The organism is Ferdinandcohnia jepli (genome assembly GCF_047246645.1).
GTDB lineage: Bacteria > Bacillota > Bacilli > Bacillales > Bacillaceae_L > Ferdinandcohnia.
In genome coordinates this window covers 1-13,001 of record NZ_JBFOKR010000032.1, presented here as the reverse complement: position 1 = coordinate 13,001, position 13,001 = coordinate 1, and the positions used below count along the sequence as shown (strand labels likewise).

Here is a 13,001-nt window from a genome sequence, read left to right as displayed (position 1 = left end):
CATATTCATTTAGAAGAAATCAATATGTACCACTTTGTATTCTACCATCTTTATAATAAAATTTCTTGTCTTTCTCTACAAAAATCTAGGCTTTCGGTACTTTTTTTAACACTTTTGCAACCTTTAAAACATGTAATAAACTTTTCTTTACTTCTTCATATTCCATATCCACTACAGGTTTTCTCGCAATAATTACATAATCCTTGTTTTGAACACTAAATTTATGCTCTAAAAAGAATTGGCGAATTAACCTTTTAATTCGGTTCCTCGTAACTGCGTTTCCCAATTTCTTACTTACAGACAAGCCAATCCGAAAGTGATCCTGTCCTTCATTTTCATAAACATAAACAACAAATTGTCGATTCGCTGAAGATTTACCATGCTTAAAGACTGTTTGAAAATCTTGATTTTTTTTTATGCGGTATTCTTTCTTCATTTATGTACAACTCCAATATATGAAACAACGTTTCAATTTTTCATATGACAGTACCCATATAAAGTTTTAATCGCTTACATAAAACAGTATGGTCATAAGAAAAATTGAAATAAACCTTCTACATTTTTTTTATAAAAAATTTTCGAATCCGAGATCAAAAAACTCCATATCTAGCATGCTAATAGACTTTTCTATTAGAAAAAAGACCACTGACGTTTCAGTGGCCTATGCTGATAATACTTTTCTTCCTTTTCTACGACGACGAGCTAAGACTTTACGTCCGTTGCTAGAACTCATACGGCTACGGAAACCGTGAACTTTACTATGCTTACGTTTGCTTGGTTGATATGTTCTTTTCATTTATAATACACCTCCCTGAGGAATTACTCTCAAATTACACAAAGACAGTCTTACTAATTATAGTGAACTTCCACAAAAATTTCAACCTCTAATGAAATACTATATATTGGATAAATTAAAAAACATGCTCAAAACCAAAATAAGTTTTGGAAAATCCATTTCTTTTGATGCCTGCTAATGAAGTCAAATGTACTTTAAAGCAGTCAATTGTAAGTGTGAAAGCTATATTATTTCAAACAACCTACTACCTACATCAAATTTAGTACAGTAGTAATCTTACTGATTAATGACAAACTTGTCCAGTTCAAATATTGGTAAATCTAAATACATTTAATAATCCCGGCTAAGTTTTAGTTTTATTACCGATGTTTCACAACCCTTGATCAACCCGCTTCCTTACGTTAGGTACCTTGTTTTCATAAGAAAGCATTAAACACAGACCTTGATAAGACATTTTCAGTATCTTCAAATTTTCCTCTTACAGCGAATAGGAAATTAAAAATTTCATACCCTCTAAATAAAGTTAGTGATTGCTTCCTTGAGGGAACTTCGACGCACAGGACGTGCTAGTCCAACTTTGCCATTAGGACGTGGCGTTCTTAGTCGGGCAATTTCCTCGTTTCTGAACGAGCACTTTCCGCTTTTCTTTTTCTTGTCCAGCTGCAACGCCTAGAAATTCGAGAAACTTCACCTCCTCCTGCAGAGGCAGAGAACGCCTCTTTGTCGGAGGCTCCGGTTTCCTCATTTCTGACCAAGGCGTTTCCGCATTTCGGTGTTGTCCAGCTCCAGAGGCTAGAAACTCGGGAAATTTCAGATCCTCCGGCAGAGGCAGAGAACGCCTTTATGTCGGACCTTCCAATTTCCTCGTTTCTGGACGAGCCGCTTCCGCTTTTCTTTGTTGTGGACAACTTTTTTCGACATTTTTTTTAATCCACAACAGTTATCGACAACTTTTACACATCATCTTGTGTTGTGGATAATTATTTTCCACAAGGTATAGATATTGTGGATAAGTTTGTAAAAACCATTGATTATCTAGCAAATATTTGTTATTATATTTTTGTTTTCACTCGTTATAACTTATCAACAGTTTTATTTTATCCACAGATTGTGGATATTGTGTGGATAGATTTTTACACAATGTGAATTTATAGTTGTCCACAAACAGTGGATTATGTCGAAAAGTTGTTTTTCTACTATATTATATCGTTATTCACAATATGCGTATTTGTATATTTATAAATATGTATTCATTTATGATTAATTTGTTGTATAAGTGTTTATAATTATGCTTTTTCTAGCGAACAAGAACGAACAAAAAACCGAAACAAAGGAGGGAGATTATTGGAGAACATTGCTGATTTATGGTCAAAGGCACTCAAAGAGATAGAAAAAAAATTGAGTAAGCCTAGCTTTGAAACATGGCTAAAATCGACTAAAGCTCATGCTTTACAGAATGACACGCTAATCATTACTGCTCCAAACGAATTTGCACGAGACTGGCTTGAATCAAGATATATGCATCTAATTGCTGAAACTATATTTGATTTAACAGGTGCTGAGCTTGGAATCAAATTTATTATTCCTCAAAATCAGCTAGAAGAAGAATTTGAAATAAAAACTCCTGAAAAAAAGGCTGCAAAACATGATGAGCCAGTGGAAGCTTCACAAAACATGCTGAACCAGAAGTATACATTCGATACGTTTGTTATCGGGTCAGGAAACCGGTTTGCTCATGCAGCTTCATTAGCAGTGGCCGAGGCTCCAGCAAAAGCGTATAACCCACTATTTATCTATGGTGGAGTTGGACTTGGAAAAACACACTTAATGCATTCAATTGGGCATTATGTGCAAGATCACAATCCGAATGCTAAGGTTGTTTATTTATCTTCTGAAAAATTCACGAATGAGTTCATTAATTCAATCCGTGACAATAAAGCAGTTGAGTTTCGTAATAAATACCGAAGTGTAGATGTGTTACTTATAGATGATATTCAATTCCTGGCCGGAAAAGAATCAACCCAGGAAGAATTTTTCCATACCTTTAACACACTTCATGAGGAAAGCAAACAAATAGTTATTTCTAGTGACCGCCCTCCGAAGGAAATACCAACCTTAGAAGACAGGCTACGTTCTAGATTTGAATGGGGACTTATTACTGATATTACCCCGCCTGATCTTGAAACAAGGATTGCCATCTTGCGTAAAAAAGCAAAAGCTGAGGGACTGGATATACCAAATGAAGTAATGCTTTATATCGCAAATCAAATTAATACCAATATCCGTGAACTTGAAGGTGCACTCATTCGAGTTGTTGCATATTCATCTCTCATTAATAAAGATATTAATGCTGACCTTGCTGCTGAAGCACTAAAAGATATTATCCCAAGCTCCCGACCAAAAGTAATTACAATCTTTGAAATTCAAAAGGTCGTTGGCCAGCATTATAATATCAAGCTTGAAGACTTTAAGGCTAAAAAACGTACTAAATCCATTGCCTTTCCACGTCAAATTGCCATGTATTTATCTCGTGAATTAACAGATGCTTCCCTACCAAAAATCGGAGAAGAATTTGGTGGACGTGATCATACTACTGTTATTCATGCTCATGAAAAAATTTCTAATCTATTACAAACAGATACTCAACTTCAAAAACAAATAAGTGAAATTAATACGCAATTAAAAGGATAAATACCTGATTGGGTTCTTACTTTTAAATTGGACAAGTTCTAGTAGCGTGAATACTGTGCATAACTTCTTTGTTGTTACACACAGTCTGTCCACATGTGGATAGACTGTTTTACTTTGGTTATTCTTAGTTATCCACATATTAACAGGGCCTACTATTACTTCTTCTATTTTTTCTTTTTAAAAAAATAAATATATAAACTATTAGCATATTCGCGTGTAGTCAAAAATAGACTATCTTTTTAGGAGGATTTTTGATGAAATTTATCATTCAAAGAGATTATCTTGTTCAAAGTGTACAAGATGTAATGAAAGCTGTATCTTCAAGAACAACTATTCCTATTCTTACAGGTATCAAAATTGTTGCGACATCTGAAGGGGTTACATTAACAGGTAGTGATTCAGATATTTCAATTGAATCTTTTATTCCTTCTGAAGAAGCAGGAGATGAAATTGTAGAAATTAAACAAGAAGGACGTGTTGTTCTTCAGGCACGTTTCTTCAGCGAAATTGTTAAAAAATTACCTAAGGACACTGTTGAAATTGAAGTACAACAAAATTTATTAACTGTTATACGTTCTGGTAAAGCCGAGTTTAATTTAAATGGTCTAGATGCTGATGAGTACCCTCACTTGCCACAAATTGAGGAAGATAATGTATTCCGTATTCCTGCCGACCTTTTAAAAAATATGATTCGTCAGACGGTTTTTGCTGTTTCAACTTCTGAAACACGACCAATCTTAACGGGTGTTAACTGGAAGGTAGAAAATAATGAACTTAACTGTATTGCGACAGATAGTCACCGTTTAGCAATGAGAACCGTTCCAATTGAAACAGAAAATACACGTTCATATAATGCTGTTATCCCAGGTAAGAGTCTAAATGAATTAAGTAAAATCTTAGATGATAACAATGATTTAGTTGATATTGTTATTACAGAAAATCAAGTTTTGTTTAAAACCAAACATTTATTATTCTTTTCTCGTTTATTAGATGGAAATTATCCTGATACTTCAAGATTAATTCCGACAGAAAGCAAGACAGAAATTGTTTTAGCAACTAAGGAATTTTTACAAGCAATCGATCGTGCTTCCCTCCTTGCTAAAGAAGCTAGCAATAATGTTGTAAAGTTCACTACATTACCTGATGGTGTAGTGGAAATTTCATCAAATTCACCTGAAATTGGAAAGGTTATAGAAGAAATTCAAAGCCAATCAATTGAAGGAGAAGAATTAAAGATCTCTTTTAGTGCAAAATATATGATGGATGCATTGAAAGCATTAGAAGGCTCTGAAATTAGAATTAGTTTCACAGGAGCTATGAGGCCTTTCTTCATCAAAGCAATTGATGATGAGACTGTCTTCCATTTGATTCTTCCTGTACGTACGTACTAATTCTGTAGAAATAGTATCCGGTTGTTTGTATAAAAAACATATGGCTTTAACTACTAGGTCAGAAAAACCTAGTAGTTTTCTTTTCTAGATGAGTTTTATTTAGTAAAATAAAAGAAAGAAGGCGAAAGAATGGCAAAAAAAATTGAGATTTCAACGGACTATATTACATTAGGACAGTTTTTAAAACTTGCTGAGGTAATACAGACTGGAGGAATGGCAAAGTGGTTTGTAAGTGAGCATGAAATATATGTGAATGGTGAACCAGAAAATCGCCGCGGAAAAAAACTAGTAAATAAGGATATAGTAGATATTCCTGGTTTTGGAACGTTTATAGTCTCAAATGTCTAGCTCTAGGTACCAATCAATACAGTGCACCCTATTATTCAACTGTAATAGAGTCTGCTAGTTGCTGTTGGAGTGTTATCTTGAGCATTTCGTATTAAGTGGGTGAAGCCTTTTGTTTATTGAAGAAATAAAGCTTACAAACTACCGGAACTATTCTAGTCTAGCAATCGACTTTGAAAATAAGGTAAATGTGATTTTGGGAGAAAATGCACAAGGTAAGACAAATGTGATGGAATCTATCTATGTTTTAGCCATGGCAAAATCACATCGTACCTCGAATGATAAAGATTTAATTCGTTGGGAACAAGAATATGCTAAAATAGAGGGTAGGGTTCAAAAAAGGAACAGCCCTTTATCTTTGCAACTTGTTATTTCTAAAAAAGGTAAAAAGGCAAAAGCTAACCACTTAGAACAACAGAAATTGAGTCAATATGTTGGCAATATGAATGTTGTTATGTTTGCGCCTGAGGATTTACATCTTGTGAAAGGAAGCCCACAGGTAAGAAGACGTTTCATTGATATGGAAATAGGCCAAGTATCGGCTGTTTATTTACATGATTTAAGTCAATATCAAAAGGTACTTCAACAACGGAATCATTACTTAAAGCAACTTCAAATACGAAAACAAACAGATCAAACAATGCTTGATGTACTAACTACTCAACTAGTTCAGGCAGCATCGAGAATAGTCAAAAAGAGATTTGAATTCCTTGCTCTCTTACAATCGTGGGCAGAGCCAATTCACCATGGAATTAGTAGAGGACTAGAAACGCTTCGAATTGAATATAAACCATCGGTTGAGGTATTAGAAACAACTGATATGTCGAAAATGGTAGATGTATATGATGAAAAATTTGCTAAAATAAGAGAGAGAGAAATAGAGAGAGGAGTGACTCTAGCGGGTCCTCACCGAGATGATTTGTCTTTTTTTGTAAATGACAAGGATGTACAAACATTCGGCTCTCAAGGGCAACAACGAACAACTGCCCTTTCCTTAAAACTTGCAGAAATTGAATTAATACATTCAGAAATTGGAGAATACCCAATTTTATTATTAGATGATGTCCTTTCAGAATTAGATGATTTTCGACAGTCACATTTGTTGAACACAATCCAGGGCAAAGTACAAACTTTTGTTACAACTACAAGTGTTGAAGGTATTAATCATGAAACACTAAGGCAGGCGACTACTTTTGAAGTTACTGCTGGTTCAATAACAAAGCTTAAATGAGGTGATGAAGGTTTGTTCATACATTTAGGAGATAACGTAATTGTTCGTTCATCAGATGTGATTACGATATTAGATCGACAGCTATTAAAATCATCCTCAATTGTAAATGAGTTTTTGGATGTACAAAAAAGCAGGGTCATAGAATTAGCAAATGGAAATACAAAGTCTGTTGTTGTTACAGTAGATAAGGTTTATTTTTCACCTTTATCCTCAAGTACCTTAAAAAGACGTGCACAGCATGTCTCTGAACTAGAGGCAACATTAGAGGATGGAACAATTTAAAACAAAAGATTATTGGTTGTTAAACTAAAGTGTAGGTGATATTGGTGGCAATGGAAGAAAAAGATCTTCAAGAACAATCTTATGACGAGAGTCAAATACAGGTTTTAGAAGGTTTAGAGGCTGTTAGAAAACGTCCTGGTATGTACATTGGCTCTACAAGTGGAAAAGGGTTACACCATCTTGTATGGGAAATTGTTGATAACAGTATTGATGAAGCACTAGCGGGCTATTGTACAGAAATAAATGTAAGCATTGAAAAAGACAATTCTATTACTGTACAAGATAACGGTCGTGGTATACCTGTAGGTATCCATGAAAAAATGGGAAGACCTGCAGTAGAAGTTATTATGACTGTACTTCATGCTGGTGGTAAATTTGACGGAAGCGGCTATAAGGTTTCTGGTGGATTACATGGTGTTGGTGCTTCAGTTGTTAATGCACTATCCACTCAATTAGAGGTATATGTACATCGTGATGGTAAGGTTCATTATATTGAATTTGAACGTGGTGTACCTGTTGCTGACTTAAAAGTAATTGGTGATACAGATCATACAGGAACAATTACGCATTTTAAGCCAGATGCTGAAATTTTTACAGAAACATTAGAATACGACTTTGATACACTGGCAAATCGTCTCCGTGAACTCGCTTTTTTAACAAAGGGTGTAAAAATCACGATTGAAGATCAGCGTGTAGAAAACAAACGTAAGGAATACCATTATGAAGGTGGTATTAAATCTTATGTAGAGCATCTAAATCGTTCAAAAGAATTAATACATGAAGAGCCGGTGTACGTTGAAGGTGAAAAAGAAGGAATTACTGTAGAAATCGCCCTTCAATATAACGATAGCTATACTAGTAATATATATTCCTTTGCAAATAATATTCATACGTATGAAGGTGGAACTCATGAATCTGGGTTTAAGACAGCCTTAACACGTATTATTAATGACTACGCTCGCAAAAGTAATATTTTTAAAGATGCTGATGCTAATCTCACTGGTGATGATGTTCGTGAAGGATTAACAGCCATTATTTCCATCAAACACCCAGACCCACAATTTGAGGGACAAACGAAAACAAAGTTTGGAAATAGTGAAGGAAGAACGATTACTGAATCAGTATTTTCAGAAAAGTTTGAGGCATTTCTGTTAGAGAATCCATCAGTTGCACGAAAAATTGTTGAAAAAGGAACCATGGCTGCACGTGCGAGAATGGCTGCAAAAAAAGCACGTGAATTAACAAGACGTAAAAGTGCTTTAGAGGTTTCAAGTTTACCTGGAAAATTAGCAGACTGTTCGTCTAAAGACCCTTCGATTAGTGAACTGTATATCGTAGAGGGAGATTCAGCGGGTGGGTCGGCTAAACAAGGCCGAGATCGTCATTTTCAAGCGATTTTACCGCTCAGAGGGAAAATCTTAAACGTAGAAAAGGCTCGATTAGATAGAATATTATCAAATAATGAAGTACGTTCTATGATCACTGCCCTAGGAACTGGTATTGGTGAAGATTTTGATATTTCAAAGGCTCGTTATCATAAAGTTGTTATTATGACAGATGCTGATGTTGACGGTGCACATATACGGACATTATTATTGACCTTCTTTTACCGTTATATGCGTCAAATACTCGAAAGTGGTTATGTTTATATTGCACAGCCACCTTTATATAAAGTTCAACAAGGTAAGCGAGTTGAATATGCGTATAATGACCGTGAATTAGAAAGATATTTAAGTGAGTTACCAAGTAATCCGAAGCCTTCTATTCAGCGTTATAAGGGACTTGGTGAAATGAATCCTGAACAACTTTGGGAAACAACAATGAACCCAGAAAGCCGATCAATGCTTCAAGTAAACCTACAGGATGCAATTGATGCAGATGAGACATTTGAAATGCTGATGGGTGACAAAGTAGAGCCAAGACGTAACTTTATTGAAGAAAATGCACAGTACGTTAAAAACTTGGATGTGTAACATAAAGTAGAGAGATTTTTAAACCACTTACCAGAGGTCAAATCTCTTACTACTTCAATGAGAATCACTTGAGTGCTCGTAATAAACTTTGCGTAATAGCCAAGGCGCATTAAGTCGTGAGTTTAAGCAGGATAGCTTTTCAACTATCCTGTTCTTTACTTACATAATAGAATGGGTAAAAATAGAAATTACTTATTTTCTACCCCTGATAAGGGAGGCTTTTTCTTATGTCTGAAAGTCAAAAATCAAGTATTACCGAAATTAATATAAGTCAGGAAATGAAAACATCGTTCCTTGACTACGCAATGAGTGTTATCGTATCACGTGCACTACCTGATGTGCGTGATGGCTTAAAACCAGTACATCGTCGTATTTTATATGCGATGAACGATCTTGGAATGACATCGGACAAGGCTTTTAAAAAGTCAGCACGTATTGTTGGTGAAGTAATCGGTAAGTATCATCCACATGGTGATTCCGCTGTTTATGACACGATGGTTCGTATGGCGCAGGACTTTAACTATCGCTATATGTTAGTTGAAGGCCACGGAAACTTTGGTTCGGTTGATGGAGACGCTGCTGCGGCAATGCGTTATACAGAAGCACGTATGTCTAAGATATCAATGGAACTTGTCCGTGATATTAACAAAGACACAATTGATTATCAAGATAACTATGATGGTTCTGAACGTGAACCTGTTGTTTTACCTGCTCGCTTTCCAAACCTTTTAGTTAACGGAGCAGCTGGTATTGCCGTGGGTATGGCAACAAATATCCCGCCACATCAATTAGGTGAAGTAATTGATGGAGTTCTTGCGATAAGTAAAGATCCTGAGATTACAATTGCTGAGTTAATGGATATTATACCTGGACCAGACTTCCCTACCGCAGGTCAGATCCTTGGTAGAAGTGGTATCCGTAAAGCATATGAAACTGGTAAAGGCTCTATTACTTTACGAGCAAAAGTTGAAATTGAACAAATGAAGAACGGTAAAGAAGTTATTTTAGTTCACGAACTTCCATACCAAGTAAACAAAGCGAAGCTGATTGAAAAGATTGCTGAGCTTGTTCGTGATAAAAAAATTGAAGGTATTACAGACCTTCGTGATGAATCAGACCGAAGAGGTATGAGAATTGTCATGGAAGTACGCCGTGATACGAATTCTAATGTACTTCTGAATAACTTATACAAACATACAGCATTGCAAACAAGTTTTGGTATAAATCTACTAGCACTTGTAGACGGCCAACCGAAGGTATTAAACCTTAAGCAATGTTTACACTATTATCTAGAGCATCAGAAGGTTGTAATTAAACGTCGTACAGCCTTTGAACTTAGAAAAGCAGAAGCAAGAGCACATATTTTAGAAGGACTACGTATAGCATTAGATCACTTAGATGAAGTAATTAATCTAATCCGTAGCTCCCAAAACACAGATATTGCCCGCGAAGGATTAATGACAAGATTTAATCTTTCTGAAAAGCAAGCTCAAGCGATCCTAGATATGCGTTTACAACGCTTAACTGGTTTGGAACGCGAAAAGATTGAAGGCGAATACCAAGAACTTGTTGCGTTAATTGCTGAATTAAAGGCAATTCTTGCTGATGAGGAAAAGGTATTAGAAATTATCCGCGAAGAGCTATTAGAAGTTAAAGAGCGTTTTAACGATAAGAGACGTACTGAAATTATTGCTGGTGGCTACGAAATGTTTGAGGATGAGGATTTAATCCCGAGAGAGAATATTATCCTTACCCTAACAAATAAAGGCTATATCAAGCGTCTCCCTATCTCTACGTATCGAAGTCAAAAACGTGGAGGTCGTGGAATCCAGGGTATGGGAACGAATGAAGATGATTTCGTTGAACATCTTCTTTCAACGTCCACTCACGATACGATACTTTTCTTTACAAACAAAGGAAAAGTATATCGTTTGAAGGGATATGAAATCCCAGAGTTTGGACGTACTGCGAAGGGAATTCCAATTATCAATTTACTTGGAATTGAAAAAGGAGAATGGATTAATGCAATTATTCCAGTTTCTGAGTTTGTAGATGACTGGTACCTATTCTTTACAACGAGAAAAGGTATTTCTAAGCGTTCTCCACTTTCATCATTTGCTAATATTAGAACAAGCGGGTTAATTGCAGTCGGTCTCCATGAAGGTGACGAGTTAATCTCTGTACGACTTACTGATGGCACAAAGGACATTATTATTGGTACTAAGAACGGAATGCTTATCCGTTTCCCAGAAACAGATGTACGTTCAATGGGACGAACTGCTGCTGGTGTAAAAGGTATCACCCTTTCAGAAGGCGATGAAGTAGTAGGCATGGAGATACTTGAGGATAGTTTAGATGTCCTTATCGTTACTGAAAAAGGGTATGGAAAACGTACTCCAGCTAGTGAGTATCGAATTCAGAGTCGTGGTGGTAAAGGTCTAAAAACGGTTAATATTACTGAGAAAAACGGTAGTGTGATAGCGGTTAAGGCAGTTACAGTCGAAACTGATTTAATGCTAATAACTGGAGCAGGTATTTTAATACGTATGGCAATTGGTGACATCTCACAAATTGGCCGTACAACTCAAGGTGTTAAATTAATTCGTCTAGATGAAAACGAGTTTGTAGCAACAGTAGCAGTTGTTGAAAAAGAAGAGGAAGAAGAAATCGAATCTGAAATAGACACAGAAACTGATGCAGCAAACGAAGTTGAAGTTGAAGAACAAGTAAATGAGACAGACACAGACCAAGAATAAATAATGAGTTAAGAGAAACACTGCAGTGCAGTGTTTCTCTTTTTTTGGTAAAATGAGAAATAGAAATATAAATTTTTGACTTATTTGGTAGGCATAAGGAGAAGATAACACGCATGAGAGTAGTGACGAACCAGTTACAGGAAGGATGTATTCTTTTAGAAGATGTCTATTCCTTAACTAATAAACCTATCATTTCAAAGAAAACTGTACTAACAGCTGCGCATATAGAGGTATTACGATTGTTTTTAGTTAACGACGTGCAGGTGGAATCTTTTCTAATAAGTGGTGAAGCATTCAGACCATTAGAAACAGTTGATGCTGACGAAATACCAACAGTTAAGGAAAAATCAATAGTTGAGCAATATCTAGGAGCAGTAAAAGAATATAAACAATTATTTCAAAACTGGCAGGCCGGAGCACCAGTTGATATTAGTAAGGTACGACTAATTGTAATTCCTTTATTAGAAAGCTTACTCGAACAACCTAGTGAACTATTTAACTTCTACAGATACTCGACTAGAGAAGATTACATCTACCATCATTCTGTAGTAGTAGGCTTACTTTCTGGATACTTAGGAAAGAAACTAGACTATACACAAGCCGACTGTAATCATCTTGCGGTTGCAGGTCTACTAAGTGATTGTGGTATGTCTAAAATAGATCCCAAGATACTATCAAAAAGTTCATCACTTACACTAGGGGAATATACTGAGGTTAAAAAACACTCGCTGTATAGCTATCGAATGATAGAAAAGATTACTCTTATTAAAGATAGTGTAAAATTAGCCGTTTTACAGCATCATGAACGGATAGACGGAACAGGTTATATGCTTGGCGTATCTGGTGATAAGATACATCCTTTTGCAAAGATAATAAGTGTTGCTGATGTATACTCTGCTATGACATCCGAACGCCCATACAATAGCAGACAAGCTCCTTTCAAAGTTTTAGAACAAATCCGACAAGAATTCTTTGGAAAGTTTGATGTAAAAGTGTTGGAAGCATTAACTTCAATTATTGGGTACTTGTCGATCGGAACTAAAGTTAAATTATCAAATGGTCAACTCGGTGAGGTCATCTATATTGATTCAAACAATCCAACAAGGCCAATGATTAAATGTAGTGAAGTGGAATTCATTGAGTTGATCAAACAAAGAGAAATATATATCGAAGAAATCATAAAATAACCTCCAGACTTGGAGGTTATTTCTTTTTTTAAAAAGCCAAAGGTAAATATTATTATCTTAATTAAAATATATTTTATATTCATGCTTGAAAAGTGGATGGATTCTTGGTATACTTCAAAAGTTGGATTGAAACATATTATTATTTCAAAAAAGTAATTGACTTTGAATATAATAATATGCTATATTAATAAAGTCGCTTCTGAGTGACACACAATTAGTTCTTTGAAAACTGAACACAATACAAGCGTCAACGTTTAATTCAAGTAACAAACTTATTGAGCAATCAATACTTTCTTCGGAGAGTTTGATCCTGGCTCAGGATGAACGCTGGCGGCGTGCCTAATACATG

General features: G+C 35.6%; 10 protein-coding genes. 8 read left to right on the top strand and 2 right to left on the bottom strand.

Annotation, left to right across the window (positions count from 1 at the left end; genetic code table 11):
• Positions 1-85 precede the first annotated feature (85 nt).
• Positions 86-436, bottom strand: a complete 351-nt coding sequence (gene rnpA / locus AB3M96_RS22710; RefSeq protein WP_412969894.1) for a ribonuclease P protein component — start codon at positions 434-436, stop codon at positions 86-88.
• 225 nt (positions 437-661) lie between these two features.
• Complete coding sequence (rpmH, locus tag AB3M96_RS22705) at positions 662-796, bottom strand: 50S ribosomal protein L34 (protein WP_191271662.1); 135 nt, start codon at positions 794-796, stop codon at positions 662-664.
• A gap of 1,344 nt (positions 797-2,140) precedes the next feature.
• Between rpmH and dnaA the strand changes: the two genes are divergently transcribed.
• From dnaA to AB3M96_RS22665, 8 genes are all read left to right on the top strand, one after another.
• On the top strand, positions 2,141-3,487 hold the full coding sequence (gene dnaA / locus AB3M96_RS22700) for a chromosomal replication initiator protein DnaA (RefSeq protein ID WP_412969893.1): 1,347 nt from the start codon (positions 2,141-2,143) through the stop codon (positions 3,485-3,487).
• A 254-nt stretch (positions 3,488-3,741) separates the two neighbouring features.
• Positions 3,742-4,878 (top strand): DNA polymerase III subunit beta, encoded by a 1,137-nt coding sequence (gene dnaN / locus AB3M96_RS22695; protein WP_412969892.1) that lies wholly within the window; start codon positions 3,742-3,744, stop codon positions 4,876-4,878.
• A 129-nt stretch (positions 4,879-5,007) separates the two neighbouring features.
• Positions 5,008-5,226 carry a S4 domain-containing protein YaaA gene (gene yaaA, locus AB3M96_RS22690; RefSeq protein WP_412969891.1) on the top strand — a complete coding sequence of 73 codons (219 nt, stop codon included), beginning with the start codon at positions 5,008-5,010 and terminating at the stop codon, positions 5,224-5,226.
• Between the two features lie 109 nt (positions 5,227-5,335).
• Positions 5,336-6,454, top strand: coding sequence for a DNA replication/repair protein RecF (gene recF / locus AB3M96_RS22685; protein WP_412969890.1), 1,119 nt, complete (start codon positions 5,336-5,338; stop codon positions 6,452-6,454).
• Between the two features lie 12 nt (positions 6,455-6,466).
• Positions 6,467-6,736, top strand: coding sequence for an extracellular matrix regulator RemB (gene remB, locus AB3M96_RS22680; protein ID WP_412969889.1), 270 nt, complete (start codon positions 6,467-6,469; stop codon positions 6,734-6,736).
• Between the two features lie 50 nt (positions 6,737-6,786).
• A complete protein-coding gene (gene gyrB, locus AB3M96_RS22675; protein WP_412969888.1) occupies positions 6,787-8,709 on the top strand; it encodes a DNA topoisomerase (ATP-hydrolyzing) subunit B in 1,923 nt (640 codons plus the stop codon).
• Between the two features lie 227 nt (positions 8,710-8,936).
• Positions 8,937-11,465, top strand: coding sequence for a DNA gyrase subunit A (gene gyrA, locus AB3M96_RS22670; RefSeq protein WP_412969887.1), 2,529 nt, complete (start codon positions 8,937-8,939; stop codon positions 11,463-11,465).
• A gap of 113 nt (positions 11,466-11,578) precedes the next feature.
• A complete protein-coding gene (locus AB3M96_RS22665) occupies positions 11,579-12,652 on the top strand; it encodes an HD-GYP domain-containing protein (RefSeq protein WP_412969886.1) in 1,074 nt (357 codons plus the stop codon).
• Positions 12,653-13,001: the final 349 nt, after the last annotated feature.